Source organism: Pseudomonas sp. GL-R-19 (genome assembly GCF_019956375.1).
Taxonomy (GTDB): domain Bacteria; phylum Pseudomonadota; class Gammaproteobacteria; order Pseudomonadales; family Pseudomonadaceae; genus Aquipseudomonas.
Map to the genome: position 1 here is coordinate 19,904 of NZ_JAHBDJ010000031.1, position 15,867 is coordinate 35,770.

Annotated in this window: 13 protein-coding genes, 1 pseudogene and 1 riboswitch; of the genes and pseudogenes, 5 read left to right on the forward strand and 9 right to left on the reverse strand. The window is 60.3% G+C overall.

The features are described 5' to 3' along the window. Positions 1 to 39: 39 nt before the first annotated feature. From KGA83_RS16750 to KGA83_RS16770, 5 genes are all read right to left on the reverse strand, one after another. A complete protein-coding gene (locus KGA83_RS16750) occupies positions 40 to 2,778 on the reverse strand; it encodes a LuxR C-terminal-related transcriptional regulator (RefSeq protein ID WP_108214897.1) in 2,739 nt (912 codons plus the stop codon). A gap of 174 nt (positions 2,779 to 2,952) precedes the next feature. Then, entirely contained in the window at positions 2,953 to 4,317 is a 1,365-nt protein-coding gene (locus tag KGA83_RS16755) for a DUF1329 domain-containing protein (protein ID WP_108214896.1), read from the reverse strand. A 28-nt stretch (positions 4,318 to 4,345) separates the two neighbouring features. Then, positions 4,346 to 6,247 (reverse strand): DUF1302 domain-containing protein, encoded by a 1,902-nt coding sequence (locus tag KGA83_RS16760; RefSeq protein ID WP_108214895.1) that lies wholly within the window; start codon positions 6,245 to 6,247, stop codon positions 4,346 to 4,348. 339 nt (positions 6,248 to 6,586) lie between these two features. Further along, complete coding sequence (locus tag KGA83_RS16765) at positions 6,587 to 8,269, reverse strand: fatty acid--CoA ligase (protein WP_108214894.1); 1,683 nt, start codon at positions 8,267 to 8,269, stop codon at positions 6,587 to 6,589. A 198-nt stretch (positions 8,270 to 8,467) separates the two neighbouring features. After that, on the reverse strand, positions 8,468 to 9,097 hold the full coding sequence (locus tag KGA83_RS16770; protein ID WP_108214893.1) for a LysE family translocator: 630 nt from the start codon (positions 9,095 to 9,097) through the stop codon (positions 8,468 to 8,470). A gap of 91 nt (positions 9,098 to 9,188) precedes the next feature. Here KGA83_RS16770 and KGA83_RS16775 point away from each other — a divergent pair, with 91 nt between their 5' ends. From KGA83_RS16775 to KGA83_RS16785, 3 genes are all read left to right on the forward strand, one after another. Beyond that, positions 9,189 to 10,154: a 2-hydroxyacid dehydrogenase gene (locus KGA83_RS16775; RefSeq protein ID WP_223530259.1), complete on the forward strand. Its 966-nt coding sequence runs from the start codon at positions 9,189 to 9,191 to the stop codon at positions 10,152 to 10,154. A gap of 33 nt (positions 10,155 to 10,187) precedes the next feature. After that, on the forward strand, positions 10,188 to 11,186 hold the full coding sequence (locus tag KGA83_RS16780; RefSeq protein ID WP_223530260.1) for a class I SAM-dependent methyltransferase: 999 nt from the start codon (positions 10,188 to 10,190) through the stop codon (positions 11,184 to 11,186). Positions 11,187 to 11,238: 52 nt separating this feature from the next. Then, positions 11,239 to 11,361, forward strand: a riboswitch (yybP-ykoY riboswitch). Between the two features lie 90 nt (positions 11,362 to 11,451). Further along, complete coding sequence (locus KGA83_RS16785; protein ID WP_108214890.1) at positions 11,452 to 12,036, forward strand: TMEM165/GDT1 family protein; 585 nt, start codon at positions 11,452 to 11,454, stop codon at positions 12,034 to 12,036. 164 nt (positions 12,037 to 12,200) lie between these two features. On the opposite strand, the gene KGA83_RS16790 is transcribed toward KGA83_RS16785, so the two are convergent. Continuing rightward, complete coding sequence (locus KGA83_RS16790) at positions 12,201 to 13,019, reverse strand: M48 family metallopeptidase (protein WP_108214889.1); 819 nt, start codon at positions 13,017 to 13,019, stop codon at positions 12,201 to 12,203. Positions 13,020 to 13,247: 228 nt separating this feature from the next. Here KGA83_RS16790 and KGA83_RS16795 point away from each other — a divergent pair. Further along, positions 13,248 to 13,367: pseudogene (locus KGA83_RS16795) on the forward strand (hypothetical protein); the annotation flags it as partial. Between the two features lie 53 nt (positions 13,368 to 13,420). Here the strand turns inward: KGA83_RS16795 and KGA83_RS16800 are convergent. Genes KGA83_RS16800 through KGA83_RS16810 form a run of 3 tightly spaced genes read right to left on the reverse strand, consistent with a single transcriptional unit; the run spans position 13,421 to position 14,532 of the window. Further along, on the reverse strand, positions 13,421 to 14,044 hold the full coding sequence (locus KGA83_RS16800) for an SOS response-associated peptidase (RefSeq protein ID WP_108214888.1): 624 nt from the start codon (positions 14,042 to 14,044) through the stop codon (positions 13,421 to 13,423). Between the two features lie 35 nt (positions 14,045 to 14,079). Then, complete coding sequence (locus tag KGA83_RS16805; RefSeq protein WP_108214887.1) at positions 14,080 to 14,340, reverse strand: putative signal transducing protein; 261 nt, start codon at positions 14,338 to 14,340, stop codon at positions 14,080 to 14,082. Between the two features lie 9 nt (positions 14,341 to 14,349). Continuing rightward, positions 14,350 to 14,532, reverse strand: a complete 183-nt coding sequence (locus KGA83_RS16810; RefSeq protein WP_108214886.1) for a CPXCG motif-containing cysteine-rich protein — start codon at positions 14,530 to 14,532, stop codon at positions 14,350 to 14,352. 139 nt (positions 14,533 to 14,671) lie between these two features. Here KGA83_RS16810 and KGA83_RS16815 point away from each other — a divergent pair, with 139 nt between their 5' ends. Beyond that, complete coding sequence (locus tag KGA83_RS16815; RefSeq protein WP_108214885.1) at positions 14,672 to 15,838, forward strand: 1-acyl-sn-glycerol-3-phosphate acyltransferase; 1,167 nt, start codon at positions 14,672 to 14,674, stop codon at positions 15,836 to 15,838. The last annotated feature ends 29 nt before the right edge of the window (positions 15,839 to 15,867 follow it).

The following is a 15,867-nucleotide window of genomic DNA, read 5'->3' on the forward strand; positions in this document are numbered from 1 at the left end:
TATCCAGCCAATGGCCACGATGGGTATCGTGAAGAATCCTTAACCCAAAACCCCCAGCTCCTTGGCCCGCGCCACCGCCTGTGTACGCCGCTCGACCCCAAGCTTGCTGTTGATGTGGCTGGCGTGGGTCTTGACCGTGTGCAGGGAGATAAACAGCTGATCGCTGATTTCCTGGTTCGAACAGCCCTGGGCGATCAATCGCAGAACCGCCATTTCCCGCGTGCTGAGCTGCTCCGCGGCCGCGCAGGACTCCAGTCCGGGACGGGCTGCCAATGCCGGCAGTTTTTCACTGAGGTTCAGGGAAACGGGGGTTGGCGGACAGCTTTGAAGCTGTCCACGCAGCCAGTCCGGGTGCTCGGCCAGCAGGCCCTCAAAGGGTTGCAACACTCCTCCGCCAGCGGCATCCAGCGCCTGAGCCAGTGCCTTGCGTGCTTCCGGCTCCCGCCCGCTACCCAGCAATAATGCCACTTTCTGGGTCAACGCCATGACACTGAGCAGCTGCCGACCGCTTTGCTGGCCATGTTCAAGCAGTGCATTCAAACGCCCTTCGGCCAGCATCGGTTGGCCCTGGATAACGTCGAGCAAGGCTTGTTGCAATTCGATATGCAGCGGCAATTGCGGATGGAATTCCGGTGGTGCCGCCCCGTTTTCGCCGTTATAGGTCTGCCCCAGGCGCGACAGCCAGGCTTCGGCCAGATCGATGCGCCCCTGGGCCAGCCAGAGTTCACATTTGACCAGGGTGATCATGGCCAGGTAGTAGATCGGTGGCACATCCCAGATGTGCATCAGCCGTTCGGCTTCGGCCAGTTCGGCAAAGGCTTTGGCGAACTCGCCGCTGCTGCCTTCCAGCCTGGCAATCACACAATGGCCGATCAGTACGCTGATGTCACGACAGGCTCGCGCCTCGCTCAAACCGATCTGCAATCGCAGCCGCGCCGCCTGCGGCTGCATGCGCAGGGCCAGCAGAAAGCCTTCATACAAGGTCAGCCGGGCTCGAACTGCATACAGCCGCTGCGCAGACAAGCTCTGCAGGCGTTGCATCCCCTGACGGACCTCCTCCAGCGCCCGACAGATTTCTCCGCGCGCTTGCAGCACCCGAGCGCGGTCGTAGTGCGCCAGCGCTTCGAACAACGGGTTGCCGACCCGTTGCGCCAGCTCCAGCGATTCGCGGTTCAGCCCCCGCGCCCGCCACAAATCACCGTCGGCAATGGCCAGGTTGGACAGGGTCGAGAGGCACATCAGGCGCTGGCCGTAACGCTTGCACGGAAGACTTTCCAACGCTTCGCGGCAGTACCGCAGCGTCAGTTCGCGGTTGCCGCGCCCACGGGCAATGATGCCACTCAACGCCAGCCATTGAGCCAGCATGGACTTCTGGGCGGTGGCCGACGGAGCGGGCAGGAAGCGACTCAAATGGCTGGCCAGCTCCTCGGCGGCATCCAGTTGGCAAGCCATCCCCAGCGCCCAGCTATAGAGCACAATCAGTCGCGGCGTGCTGATCAGCAAGCTGTCAGGCAAGTCCATTTTCCAGCGCAGCAACATGCCGACGTTCTGCTCGGCCAGCAGTTGCTCTTCGGAGAGGTTCTGCACCAGGTTCGCCGCGACGTCCAGGTGACCGGCACGCAAGGCCTGCTCCACGGCCTCATCGAGCAGTCCCTGGGCATTGAACCAGCGGCAGGCACGCAGGTGCAGACTGGCGGCCGGCACCATCGACTGGGAAGCAGGCCGTGTGCGCAACAGATCGGAAAACAGGTGGTGGTAACGATACCAATGGCCATGCTCGTCCAGTGGCACCAGGAACACCTGGTGGGCAAGCAGGAAGCGCAGGATCTCCCCGCTGTCATGGGCGTCGCGAACGGCGTCGCACAGTTCGCTGCAAAAGCGTTCCTGGGGTGCCGTGTCGTAGAGGAACGACTGGACCTCGGCAGGCAGGCAATCGATGACTTCTTCGAGCAGATAATCGCGGATCAGCCCTTCCCCGCCGTGCAACGCTTGCGGCAGCGCGCCATCGGTGCCTGCCTCCGAGGCGGCCAGCAGCCAGAAGCGCAACCCAGCGACCCAGCCTTCGCTGCGCTGGATCAGGTTTTCCAGTGCCTCACCGCGCAAGGAGCTGCTGTGCCGGTCGAGCAGGCTCAAGGCTTCGTCGTGGGTCAGGCGCAGATCCTGTTCATGCAACTCAAGTAGTTGCCGTGACAGCCGCAGCCGCGCCAGGTGCCAGTCGGGGCGTTGGCGACTGGTGACCATCACCAGCAAGCCATCGGGAAGATGATTGAGGAAAAACTGCAGGCAGCGGTCCAGCACCGGCCCTTGGGCCAGATGGTAATCATCCAGCACCAGCAGTAATGGCGTCGCTGTAGACAAGTGCACGGCCAGTTCGTCAAGCAGGCCGTCCAGCCATTCTTCGAACGCGAACGGCTGATGGCGCTGGCGCATTTTCAACAGCCCGAGCGATTGCCTGCCCAGATGCGGGAAATAGTCCTGAAGACCTTCCAGCAGTCGTTCGAGAAAACGCCCCGGGTCACTGTCTCGCGGGCTCAACCCCAGCCAGAGACTTTGCCAATGCGCCGGCAACCCCTGGCAAAACTCCACCGCCAACGAACTCTTGCCGAACCCTGCCGGTGCGCTGACCAGCAACAGCCTGCCGCCGAGCCCGGCACTCAGGCGCTCGCACAAACGTGGACGCAGCACATGGCCGTCGGGCAACGGCGGGCGGAAGAAGCGCCCGTCGAGTGTCGCGACAGCAACGTGTGCAGAACCCGGGGATGTAGACAAATCAGTCATGGCCGGCTCTTGTTTGAATTGCGGGTGGCGGCGTTGCAGATGTCCGCAGACTAGCCGTAAACGGATAGGGAATGAAGGTAGTTGCTACAAATGGCTACAAAAAGTCTACAAACAAAAAAACGCCCCGAACCAGTCGGGGCGTTTTCAGAGGGTGCGGCCTCTACTCAGTTCACCTTAGCGAACACCGTCCTGGCGCAAGGCGGCCGGGGTGAAGTCGCTGGTGGTGGCAGTGAAGCCGAAGTCATAGGCCGACTTCTCTTCGTTCTTCATGCCCAGCGCCAGGTAACGACCCGATTGCAGGTCATACAGGGCTTCGAGGGCATACCACGGCACTTGCTTGTCGTAGTAGTTCTCGGCATGGGCCTCGGCGACGCGCCACAGTTGACCGCGACCGTCGTAGTGATCGATGACCGCTGCTTGCCAGGTGTCTTCGTCGATGTAGAAGTCCCGCTTGGCGTAGATGTGACGCTGGCCTTCCTTCAGGGTTGCAACCACATGCCACACACGACGCAACTCGTAACGCGCCAGGTCCTGGTTGATATGACCGGCCTTGATGATGTCGTCGTACTTGAGCGTTGGCGAGTCGAGTTTGTAGCTGTCGGAGGCGATGTACATCTCTTTCTTGCCTTCGAGCTTCCAGTCGTAACGATCCGGTGCACCGTTGTACATGTCCAGGTTATCGGAAGTACGCAGGCCATCGGCAGCCGTACCCGGACCGTCATACGACACTTGCGGGGCACGACGCACACGACGCTGACCGGCGTTGTAGACCCACGCCGAACGCGGTTCCTTCACCTGGTCGAGGGTTTCGTGCACCAGCAGTACACCACCGGCCAGACGTGCCGGCGCGGTCACTTTCTGCTTGAAGTAGAACAGGATATTGCCCGGGTTTTTCGGGTCGTAATCCTTCATTTTGTCGCGGAACACGAACTGGTCCTGGAAGTACACCATGCTATACGAGCCATTCGGTTGCGGTGTGGCCTGGGTCACCAGACGGGTCACGCTGCCACCACGATAGCGGGTGATATGGTTCCAGATGACTTCAACGCCGCTTTTCGGAATCGGGAACGGAATGGCGGTTTCAAAGTTCTCCAGGCCGTTGCCGCCGGACACCAGATTGGTGTTGGTGGCGTTGCGCTTGATAGCGGCGAACACATCATCCGGCACGGTGGCACCGCGGTGGGACGGGTACACCGGCATCTTGAAGGTTTCCGGGTAGCGCTTGAACATCGCGTACTGGCCAGGGGCAAGCTTGGCCTTGTACTGGTCGACGTTCTGCGCCGTGATAGTGAACAGCGGTTTTTCACCCGGGTACGGATCGGACAGGAAGCCTTTGCTGTCGACGGTGCCGGCGTTCTTCGGCAGCGGTTTCCAGGCCGGGATCGAACCGTCGGCGTTACCCGCCATTTCGGCGCCCATCGGGGTCAGGCTCTTGCCCAGCTTGTCGGCCTCAGCCTGGGGAACCGCTGCGATGACACTGGTCGCCAGCAGCGAAAGACCCAGAACACTGGCGTGGAACAGACTCTTTGTTATTTTCATATGTGCGTTCGTCCAGAAAATGCAGTGCTTAGAAGTTCACGCCGACGCTGAGCGCAACGAAGTCGCGGTCATCCACGGTGGTGTACTTGCCGTCGAAGAAATTGGTGTACGCCAGGCTCGCGGTGTAGGTGTTCTGGTACTCGGCATCGACACCCAGGCTCACCGCTTTGCGGCCTTCCTCGAAGTTGCCGCCAGGGCCAGGGGAGTAACCGCTCACGTCATGGGACCAGGCAACGTTCGGCTTGAGGTTCACACCGGCAAACACGTCGTTGTATTCCCAGATGGCACGACCGCGGTAGCCCCACGAAGTCGGGGTGGTGAAGCCTTCGTTGGTGCAGTTGCGGCTGCGGTTGTTGGTCGGCGTACCCGGGCCCGCACCGTTGATGGTGCTGGTGTTGAGCGCCACGCAGGTATCGAGCGCACCAGAGGCTGGCAACTCACCCGGGCCGTAGACCGGATCGCGGCCATAACGAACGTCGGAAGTGCTTTCCAGGCCGCCAACGTGGGTCACGCCCACTTCACCCACCAGGGTCAGACGGCTGGCGCCCATGACCTGGTCGAAGAAGTGCGTCAGGGTAGTCTGGAACTGGGTGACTTCCTTGCGACGATACCCGTGCAGGTCCTGACCCGGTACGCCGGTAAGCAGCGATGCATTGGTCAACGGATTGTTCGGGTTGTTATTGCCCAAAGGACGTATACCGGAGAACAGGATGTCGGTGGAGTTGAGCTGCACTGGCGCGTTCGGACGGTAGCTGATCTCACCGCTCCACGCCGTACCGGTAGGCAGGGTGGTGGAGAAGCTCAAGCCATACAGGCGAATGTCCTCGGGGTATTCGATGAAGTATTGCGAATTACCTGCCACCAGCAGTGGCCCGAGTGCCGCGAACGGGCCGGGCAACCCACTGGCCGTGTTGAAGACCGACTGCGGCGCACCGGTAGCGCTGAAGATCGGCGCACGGCTGTGGTAGTTCATGAAGTAGGCGCCGAACTCGGTGTCCAGCGGGTCGAACATGTACTTGAAGGACGCGCCCCACTGGCCGCTGTCGCGGGCATCACGATCGGGGCCACGACGCACAAGAACACCCTCTTCGTTGACGTCGACGCCATTGGCGGCCAAAGGCCCCAGGGCAATGGCCGGAATTTGCGAACGCTTGTTAAGCACACGCAGGTTGTCGTTGCAGCCGTCGGCAACGATGTCTGGCTGGGAGAAGAATGTGCCGCAGTTGTCGACGACCGTCTGATCCCATTCAATTTGATAGAACGCTTCGGCCGAGAGGTTTTCGGTCAGGCTCTGGGACACATAGAACATGTTGACCGGGATCAGGCCTTCCTTGATCTCGGCACCCGGACGGCGGAATGCCGACACGTCGATCGGGTTGATCGAGTTGATGCCGCCGCCAATGAAGGTACTTTCACCCCAGCTCACGACCTGCTTGCCCAGGCGCACGGAACCTGGTTGATCGGCAATGGAGTAGTTGTGGTAGACGAAGGCGTCGAGGAGTTGAGTGCCTGCGGACTTGGCGCCCTCCTTGCGACCGTCGTCGCTGATGTCCTTGAACGGACGGCTTTCGTCCTTCAATTCAAAGTCGTACCAGTATTTGCCTCGGACGAAAACACCGGTATCGCCGTATTTCAGTTCAAGGTCATGGATGCCCTTGAAGATCTTCGAGAAGGTTTCCCCGCTCTTGAAGTTCAGGTGACCGTCATCAGAGGTCTGGGACAAACCCTTGCCGCCGTTGTTGACACCGATGAGGTTCTTGTTCGGCTGCTGAGTAGACCAGCTGGCACCAATCGACAGGGATGAGTCGAACTGACCTTCGATTTCACCGACGTTGAAACTGACGCCGAATGCTGGCCCGGCGAGCGTAGAGGCAAGACTGACAGCCAGGGGCAGTTTCGCCCGGCGCCAGAACTGGTTTACTGATGTCATCGACGCTACTCCATGTGCATTTTATTTTTATGGCAATGAGCACTTCTAAAAACGCTGTGGATAACCGGGAGCCATGGCGTCCCAAAGTCATTCCAAAGATGCATCGCCCCGGTTCGTGCGGTTGCTCCGTTCTTAAAAATCCTTGAACGGACTATAGCCAGCAGGTAGTTGTGCTTGATCCCTCTAAAGTGTGATTTGCAGCTGCCAGCCACTCTGGAACAGTCCTTTCGCCAGTCCGACACCCGTCGGCACGGCAAGGATGGCTGAAAAAATCGATTTGACAAGCCAAGCGCTTGCTTGGTGGGGCTGGCGTGCCCTTTCGGGCACGCCGGGAGGCGCTTAAAGCGTCGAGAGGAAGGTACTGTTGGTGGCCTGCCATTCGGTGATGTCGACACGAATACGCTTCTTGTCGAGTTTGCCAACGCTGGTCTTGGGAATTTCAGTAACAAGGGCGATCTGGCTCGGAATCGCCCACTTGCTCAGGTGCCCCAGCTCCACAAACGGTTTGAGGTGTTCCTTGAGTTCCCGGGCTCCGATTACGTACCCCTCACGAACCACCAGCAGGGCAAACGGTCGCTCCCCCCACTGCGGATCGGGGATCCCCACCACTGCTACTTCACGTACCGCTTCATGACGGCTGATCAGGTCTTCGAGGTCCAGGGAGGAAATCCACTCGCCACCGGTCTTGATCACGTCCTTGATCCGGTCACGAATGTCGATCACGCCCATGCTGTCCAGGGTCGCCACGTCGCCGGTGTGCAGCCAGCCGCCGGCCCAGAGCTCCGCGCCCTTCTGGGGTTCATTGAAGTAGCCCTCGGTGAGCCACGGTGCACGCAGCACCAGTTCACCCTGAGTCTCGCCGTCGGCGGGCAGGAAGTTGCCCTCGGTGTCGACGATCGCCGCCTCCACCAGTGGCCCCGGCACACCGGCCTTGATCCGGTAAGTGGTGCGTTCGTCTTCGGTACCGGCCATCAATTCGTCGTTGAGGTGCGCGCACGACACCAGCGGCCCGGTTTCCGACATACCGTAGGCGGCGGTCAACTGAATGCCCTTGGCCTTGGCCGCCTCATACAAGGTGCGGTTCAGAGCGCTGCCGCCGATGACGATTTTCCAGCCGCCGAAGTCGACATTCTGCGCAGCCTTGGCATTGAGGACCATCTGCAGGATGGTCGGCACGCAATGGGAGAACGTGACCTTCTCCTTGCGCCACAATTCCACCAGGTACTCCGGGTCATAGCGGCCGGGATACACCTGCTTGAGCCCGAGCATGGTCGCCACATACGGCAAGCCCCAGGCGTGGACGTGGAACATCGGGGTGATCGGCATGTACACGTCGTTGGTGCCCAGCAGGCGCACGCTATCGATCGCGCCCATGATGGTCGACACGCCCATGGTGTGCAGCACCAGTTGCCGATGGGTGAAGTACACGCCCTTGGGGTTACCGGTGGTGCCGGTTGTATAGAACGTGGTCGCGACCGAGTTTTCGTCGAAATCCTCGAAGTCGTACTGCGGGCTCGCCGTGGCCAGCAGTTGTTCGTATTCGCCGACGAGGTTCGGCAGGTCCGCGGTTTTTTCCGGCAGGTCAGTCAGCAACAGGGTTTTGTCGACCGTCGTCAGATGCCCTTCGATGGCCTTGTAGAGACCGACGAACTCGCTGTTGACCAGCACGAAGCGGTCCTCGGCGTGGTTCATGGTGTAGAGGATCTGTTCCGGCGACAGGCGCACGTTGATGGTATGGATCACCGCACCGATCATCGGGATGGCGAACATGCATTCCAGGTAACGATGGCTGTCCCAGTCCATCACACCCACGGCATCCCCGGGCTTGACCCCGGCCGCTGTCAGCACGTTGGCCAGACGGGCCACCCGTTCGATCAGGGTCGGGTAGCTGTAGCGCAACTTGTCGCGGTAGATGATCTCGCGGGTTTTCTCATAACGGGCACCAGACATCAGCAGCCGCTTGATCAACAACGGGTACTGGTAAGCGCCTTCGGCCGGGGGGATAACGCGAGTCTGCAACATAAGAATCCCTTTTTCTGACTGCACGGTCGTGACTGAAAGTACGCACTGTAGTGCCCTTGTTCGTCAGCCAAATCAGCCAAAGGAATGATTTGCAGAGCCGCGCAAATGCTAGCGTTGCGCCAGCATTCGTAGGCTTTCATGACAGAAACTGTAGGAGCTGCCGCAGGCTGCGGCAGCTCCTACGGGATGTGTGATTGATCAATGCATCTCGGTAAAAGCCAGCTTCACGCCAATCGCAATCAGTACCGCGCCCATGGTCCGGTCGAACCAGTGACCCATGCGCGCAAACCCGGCGCGTACGCGCTGCTGGCTGAACAACATCGCCACCAGGCAGAACCAGACCGCTGTCGCCGCTGCCAGGTAAACCCCGTAACCGGCCTGTACGGCCAGTGGTGTTTGCGGGTTGATCACCACGGTGAACAGCGAGAGGAAGAACAGCGTGGCTTTCGGATTGAGACCGTTGGTGACGAAACCTGAGGTGAAGGCACCACGGGCCGTGCGCTCGCCGGCTTCCTTGTGCAGACCGTCCGCCACAGGCTTGGCCGGTTGCGCGCGCAGTGCCTTGTAACCGATGTACAGCAGGTAAGCGGCGGCGGCCCATTTCAAGGCATTGAACAGCACTATCGACTGGGACACGATCAGGCCGATACCCAGCAACGAATAACCTACGTGCAGGAAAATCGCCGTCCCCACACCCAGCGCGGTCCAGGTGCCCGCGCGGCGACCGTGGGTAACACTCTCACGCACCACCACGGCAAAGTCCGGGCCGGGGCTGGCCACGGCCAGCAGGTGAATCAGGGCAACGGTCAAGAACTCTGTCCAGTACATGGGGGCTCCTTCAGGCCAAGCGTAACTATTTATTCCATCTGGTAGGCTCGGCAGATTACGCCTTCAGTTCACTGCACAAAAGGTACAGTTGATGACGAACACTCGCCGCGCCGTTTTCCTCGACCATCCGTCCCTGGACCTCGGCGACCTTGACCTCAACCCGTTGCGCAATTGTTTCAGCGATTTGCAGCTGTTCGCCCAGACCCTGCCCGATCAGGTCATCGAACACCTCAAGGGCGCCACCGTCGCCATTAGCAACAAAATTGTCATCGATGCCGCCGCCATGGCCGCCAGCCCTGATCTCAAGCTGATCCTGATCACCGCCACTGGCACCAACAATGTCGACCTCGCCGCCGCCCGCGCCCACGGGATTACCGTGTGCAACTGCCAGGGCTACGGTACGCCATCGGTGGCGCAGCACACGATCATGCTGCTGCTCAACCTGGCCACACGCCTGGCCGATTATCAAAAAGCCGTCGGCGAAGGTCGCTGGCAGCAGGCCAAACAGTTCTGTTTGCTGGATTACCCGATTGTCGAACTCGAAGGCAAAACCCTTGGCCTATTGGGCCACGGCGAATTGGGCGGCGCAGTCGCACGGCTGGCCGAAGCCTTCGGCATGCGCGTTCTGCTGGGGCAAATTCCCGGGCGCCCCGCCCGGCCGGACCGCTTGCCGCTGAATGAACTGTTGCCACAGGTCGATGCCCTGACCTTGCACTGCCCACTCAACGAATATACCCGCCACTTCATCGGTGCCCCTGAACTGGCCTCGATGAAGCCCGGTGCATTTGTGGTCAACACCGCACGCGGTGGTCTGATCGACGAACAGGCGCTGGCCGACGCCTTGCGCAACGGCCATCTGGGCGGCGCCGCCACAGACGTGCTGAGCGTCGAGCCTCCCGTCAACGGCAATCCGCTGCTGGCCCACGATATTCCGCGCCTGATCGTCACCCCGCACAACGCCTGGGGCAGCCGCGAAGCGCGCCAGCGAATCGTTGGCCAAGTGACCGAAAACGCACTGGGATACTTCAGCGGTAAGGCGCTGCGGGTCGTCAGTTGATAAACTGCGGCACTTTTTTTCAAGGGAGCAGTTATGGATCCGCGCAGTGAAGTACTGCTTCGTCAGGCCGAGTTATTCCAGGGTTCGGTGTTGTTGGCCGGTTTGCCCGCCGACGACTTGCTAGGCCGTCTGCCCGACGCTCACGGCTGGTGCTGGCACGCCGGCGATCAAGCGGCGCTGGACGCCCGTTTCGCCGAGCGCAGCCATTTTGGCGTGAATGCGCCCGAGCGTGCGTTCGATACCGCCGTGGTGTTTCTGCCCAAGGCCAAGGACCTGACCGACTACATCCTCAACGCCCTCGCCTCGCGGCTGGCCGGCCGTGAGTTGTATCTGGTCGGCGAGAAAAAAAGCGGCATCGAAGGTGCCGCCAAACAACTCAACCCGTTCGGCAAGCCACGCAAGCTCGACAGCGCGCGCCACTGCCAGCTCTGGCTGGTCACCGTGGCCAATGCACCTGAAGCCAAACCGCTGGAAAGCCTGGCGCAGACCTACGAACTGCCACTGGCCGAAGGCCCGCTGAAGGTCATCAGCCTGCCGGGGGTGTTCAGCCATGGTCGCCTGGATCGAGGCAGCGCGCTGCTGCTGGAACATCTGGACAAACTGCCCAGCGGTCACTTGCTCGATTTCGGTTGCGGTGCAGGAGTCTTGGGCGCGGCGGTGAAACGTCGTTACCCACACAACCAGGTCACTTTGCTGGATGTGGATGCCTTTGCCGCCGCCAGCAGTCGCCTGACCCTGGCGGCCAATGGTCTGGAAGCCGAGGTGATTACCGGTGACGGAATCGATGCCGCGCCCATGGGGTTGAGTGCGATCCTGAGCAATCCGCCGTTCCATGTCGGGGTGCACACCGACTATTTCGCAACGGATAACTTGCTGCGAAAAGCGGCCAAACATCTGAAAAACGGTGGCGAACTTCGCTTGGTTGCGAATAGCTTCCTGAAGTATCAACCGCTGATCGAAGAGCATCTGGGTGTATGTGCGATCAAGGCCGAAGGACAGGGTTTCCGAATCTACCGGGCCAAACGCGGATAGTACTTCTTTTGAAAAAGAAGGCTTGCCGAATGGGTTTTGCAAAGGCAGAATCCGCTCCGTCCTAGGGGAGTAGTCTCCCACGAGCGCCACGCTCGTCCGGCATGCGTCAACATACTTGGTCAAAAGACCATGGCGCATGCGACCCAAGCATCCACATCAGATGGATCGCAGGGTTTGACAAGACCTATGACACGAACACCTTACCCGGGGCGGGAAGGCTGTACGTGTCATAGCCGTGTCGACCCGCCCCTTAGGAAAACCCCTGATGCTGGATTCACTACTCGTACCTACCGCAATCGTTGCCTTGGCCGAAATCGGCGACAAGACTCAACTGCTCGCGCTCATCCTCGCTGCCCGTTTCCGCAAGCCTTGGCCGATCATCGCCGGTATCGTCGCCGCGACCCTGGCCAACCACGCTGCAGCCGGTGCGATAGGCGCCTGGGTCGGCAGTTTCTTCTCGGATACGATGCTGCACTGGATCCTCGCCGCGAGCTTCGCCGCGACGGCCTTGTGGACCCTGGTGCCGGACAAGATGGATGACGACGAAGCCAGCACCGCCCGCAAGTTCGGGCCGTTCCTGACCACGCTGATCGCGTTCTTCCTGGCAGAAATCGGCGACAAGACGCAGATCGCGACCGTGATGCTGGCTGCGCAATATCCGGAGTTGTGGCTGGTGATCATCGGCACCACCCTCGGTATGTTGATTGCCAACGTACCGGTGGTTCTGGCGGGTAACTTTGCCGCGGACAAGTTGCCATTGACCCTGATCCGTCGACTGGCGGCGTCGGCGTTCTTCGTCCTGGCGATTGTCGCGGTGTACAAGGCGATGCAGAGCAGCGGGTGGGTTTGACGCGATAGCGTCGATAGACCGCGTTATCGTTCATCGTCGGAACGCCGCCCGGAGCAGGCTCGCTCCCACAGGGTTATCTGTTGAGCACAAAGTTTGTGTGCGACATCAATCACTGTGGGAGCGAGCCTGCTCGCGAAGAGGCCAGCAGCCTCACCACATGACTATCAAGACTTCTTGGCCTGCTCATACAAAGGCATGACCTTCGGAATCGCCGCCTGCAGCGCCGCAATACGACTCGACGACGCCGGGTGAGTGCTCATGAACTCCGGTGGCGCACCTTCCGAAACCTTGCTCATTTTATTCCACAGGGTGATCGCGGCATTCGGGTTGTAGCCGGCGCGGGCCGCCAGTTCCAGACCGATCAGGTCCGCTTCGTTTTCATTGGCGCGACTGTTGGGCAAGGTCATGCCGTAGTTGGCCACGGTATCAGCCAGGGCCATGGTGTCCTGCCCCAATCCCAACAAAGCACCGGCGCCCTGCTTGGCCATTTCGATGCCATAAGCCTTGGACATCGCTTCACGACCGTGCTCACGCAGGGCGTGGGCGATTTCATGGCCCATGATCGCGGCGATTTCATCGTCGGTCAGTTTCAGCTTGTCGATCAGGCCGGTGTAAAAGATGATTTTGCCGCCAGGGCCGCAGTTGGCGTTGAGCTCATCGCTCTTGATCAGGTTGACTTCCCACTTCCACTGAGCCGCGTCCGGACGAAACGTCGGCGCCTGGGCAATCAGCCGGTCGGCAATCGCCTGAACCCGCCGGGCTTCATTGCTGGTCTTGTCCAGCACACCTTTGCCGGACGCTTCGCCCACTGTCTTCTGATAGGACTGGGCGTACATCTGGTCGACCTCTTGCGAGGACAACATGCTGAACATGTACTGCTTGCGCTCAACGCCCACGGCACCGCCGCTGGTGGTATTGACCGACTGACAACCGGTGAGCAGCAGCGCTGCGCCCAGTGCACTGACAACCAAAATCTTGTTCATCAAAAAATTCCCTGAAAACATGCCGCGTATCCTAGGCGTGGAAATGTAACGATGCTAGATACAACGGACGTAAGACGCACAATTCGGACAAAGCTCTCATCGCCGTAGAAAAAATTCACATACGGCGAAAACCCGCAGCCGATTACATCGCGTATTGATTCAATTACGACATCCGGCACGTAAGAACAGTCCTTTCAACTGCCGCGCTCATACCCACCCAAGCAGATCGCCGAGATCGACCAGGTGGCCAATGAAGTGGCCGGCGGTGCGGATGAGTCGAGCGCGGCCAGTGCGGATTTGACCAGATTGGCCGAGCAGCAGCGGTTGATCAATCAGTTCAGGGTTTAAGAGCAAGATCAAAAGATCGGTCCGCGCTCCGGCGATCTTTTCGATAACAGCTCTCAACCCGGAGTGAGACACTCCGGACCATTGAGCTTCGGATCATTGACCATGTTGGCCAATACCCGCTCGCGCAACGCAGCGGGCTCACTGGCCAGCAATCCTTGCAAAACATGCAATGGCGTCTCGGGGTCCAGCCACGCAGCCTGCCCCGCCTCATCCAGAATCAACGGCCGCCGCTGGCTCGCCGCCGGCTGGGTAATCACGGCGGTACTCAGCCAAACCTGCTCTTGCACCGGATACGCCTCCCAGATCGCCGCAAAAAATAATGACGAGCCCTCTCCCGGCGTCAGCCAGTACGGGCGCTTGCGCGTCGTGCCGCGCCATTCGTAGAAACCATTGGCCGGCAACAGGCAGCGGCGCTCGCGCAAGGCCTGGCGAAACATTGGCTGTTCGGCCACGGTTTCGGCGCGGGCGTGGGCCGGGGTGCGGGACAGATCGGTCAGCCAGGGCGGCGTCAGGCCCCAGCGGGCACGGGCCAGCGTGCGCTGGCCGTCAGGCCCGGCCCGCAGCATCAACACCGAATCATTGGGGGAAATGTTCCACTGCGCCTGCTGGTCGGCGGGAAAACCGGGCAGCGCCGCGAAGGCGGGATTCCAGCGAAACAGGGCATAACGTCCACACATGGGGCAACACGGCTCTTGATCAAACGAACGCCAGCCTAACAGACCAGCGTGCCGGGAAAGCTCTCCGGTTCATCGCCGGACAGCGGCAGCGCGGCATTGTACGCGGTGATCAGCTCGCGGGCGTATGCAGCCTGATCGTTCTCGACCGACAGCCCGAGCAAGCCATAGATCGGCAACTCCCCGCTGCCCCCGAGCAAATCCCGGCCCACCAGATGCGCCTCGATACCCTCGCTGGCGAGCATGCCTTGCAGCAACTCGCCTTCCATCAGGTTCTCCGGATCATAGATGCGCTGCATACATGCCCCTCACTCGTTTTCACTGAACACTTCGAGATGCCATTCCTCTTCATGAACCTGCAGCACGAAGGTTATCGGCCGGCAGCACACCTGACAGTCTTCAATATACGTCTGATCCCCGCCGGACAGATCCACGGTGGTCTCGACTTCTTCACCACAATACGGACATTCATATTGCGCAGTTTCCAGCATCGCGGTCTCCCAGGTGACTTGTGCGTATAATCGCCGGTCTATTTGCAGGGCTATTTTTGTCTGGCTACTTTTTCAGACCGTGCCCCGCCGGTTTTCGATCAGAACCTTTACTTACCCTAGCCGTTTCCAACAAGAGAGCATGATGGGCGAATTCGATGCCATCCGACCTTACGACGACAGTGAAGTCCCGGCAGTGCTGGCACGGCTGCTCGGCGACAAGGCGTTTCTAGATATCCTCACCCACTTCCGCTTCCCGCGTTTCGCCGGCGCTTTAGGCTGGGCACTCAAACCTCTTATAGCCCATCGGTTGCGCCGTGAGTTTGCCGGCATTACCTCCGTGGCCACGTTACAGGACAAAGTCGAGGTTTACGTCGACCACACCATCGAGCGCGCCACCGACGGTGTCACTTATACCGGGGTGGAGCAATTCAAGTCCGGCAATGCCTACCTGTTTATCGCCAACCACCGCGATATCGTGATGGATCCGGCCTTCGTCAACTATGCCGTATACCACGCCGGCCTGCCGACCCCGCGCATCGCCATTGGCGACAACCTGTTGCAAAAGCCTTTCGTCAGCGACCTGATGCGCCTGAACAAGAGCTTCATCGTGCACCGTTCGATCAGCGGACGCCGGGAGAAAATGGCGGCCTATCAATTGCTGTCGGCGTACATCAACCATTCGATCCGCAACGATTGCGCCTCGATCTGGATTGCCCAGGCCGAGGGTCGCGCCAAGGACGGTGACGACCGTACCGAGTCGGCGATCCTCAAGATGTTCCACATGAGCCGCAAGGACGAGCCGTTCGGCGAGGTCATCCAGTCGCTGAACCTGACCCCGGTGTCGATCAGCTACGAATACGACCCGTGCGATCAGGCCAAAGCCCGCGAGCTTTACATCCGCGCCACCAGCGGCAGCTACACCAAGGTGCCCGGCGAGGACGACGTAAGCATCGCCAAGGGCATCACCGGCTACAAGGGTCGGGTGCATGTGAACTTTGCCGCACCGATCACCGAACGGTTCGAAGACACCAAGCAGTTGGCGGTCGAGATGGACAGGCAAATCCTCAGCGGCTATCGCTTGTTCCCGGTGCACTACCTGGCGTACGCACAGTGGAAAGACGCCGATACGCAGTTGCAGGTGCCAAAAGCCGCCGAAGTGTTCCCGGCCGAGGAATTGGCCAAGGCCCAGGAAGAATGGCAACGCCGCCTGGACGCCTGCCCTGAAGAGCATCGTCCGTTCCTGGTGCTGCAATATGCGACGCCGGTACGCAATCAGTACCGGGTGAAGGCCGGGTTGCCGCTGTAAGCGGTTTCGACTGGATACGAGAACGGCGC

What these genes read in the sequence shown, in the direction of transcription:
- KGA83_RS16750 (WP_108214897.1), bottom strand. Translation starts at nt 2,778, where the DNA reads ATGACTGATTTGTCTACATCCCCGGGTTCTGCACACGTTGCTGTCGCG.
- KGA83_RS16755 (WP_108214896.1), bottom strand. Translation starts at nt 4,317, where the DNA reads ATGAAAATAACAAAGAGTCTGTTCCACGCCAGTGTTCTGGGTCTTTCG.
- KGA83_RS16760 (WP_108214895.1), bottom strand. Translation starts at nt 6,247, where the DNA reads ATGACATCAGTAAACCAGTTCTGGCGCCGGGCGAAACTGCCCCTGGCT.
- KGA83_RS16765 (WP_108214894.1), bottom strand. Translation starts at nt 8,269, where the DNA reads ATGTTGCAGACTCGCGTTATCCCCCCGGCCGAAGGCGCTTACCAGTAC.
- KGA83_RS16770 (WP_108214893.1), bottom strand. Translation starts at nt 9,097, where the DNA reads ATGTACTGGACAGAGTTCTTGACCGTTGCCCTGATTCACCTGCTGGCC.
- KGA83_RS16775 (WP_223530259.1), top strand. Translation starts at nt 9,189, where the DNA reads ATGACGAACACTCGCCGCGCCGTTTTCCTCGACCATCCGTCCCTGGAC.
- KGA83_RS16780 (WP_223530260.1), top strand. Translation starts at nt 10,188, where the DNA reads ATGGATCCGCGCAGTGAAGTACTGCTTCGTCAGGCCGAGTTATTCCAG.
- KGA83_RS16785 (WP_108214890.1), top strand. Translation starts at nt 11,452, where the DNA reads ATGCTGGATTCACTACTCGTACCTACCGCAATCGTTGCCTTGGCCGAA.
- KGA83_RS16790 (WP_108214889.1), bottom strand. Translation starts at nt 13,019, where the DNA reads ATGAACAAGATTTTGGTTGTCAGTGCACTGGGCGCAGCGCTGCTGCTC.
- KGA83_RS16800 (WP_108214888.1), bottom strand. Translation starts at nt 14,044, where the DNA reads ATGTGTGGACGTTATGCCCTGTTTCGCTGGAATCCCGCCTTCGCGGCG.
- KGA83_RS16805 (WP_108214887.1), bottom strand. Translation starts at nt 14,340, where the DNA reads ATGCAGCGCATCTATGATCCGGAGAACCTGATGGAAGGCGAGTTGCTG.
- KGA83_RS16810 (WP_108214886.1), bottom strand. Translation starts at nt 14,532, where the DNA reads ATGCTGGAAACTGCGCAATATGAATGTCCGTATTGTGGTGAAGAAGTC.
- KGA83_RS16815 (WP_108214885.1), top strand. Translation starts at nt 14,672, where the DNA reads ATGATGGGCGAATTCGATGCCATCCGACCTTACGACGACAGTGAAGTC.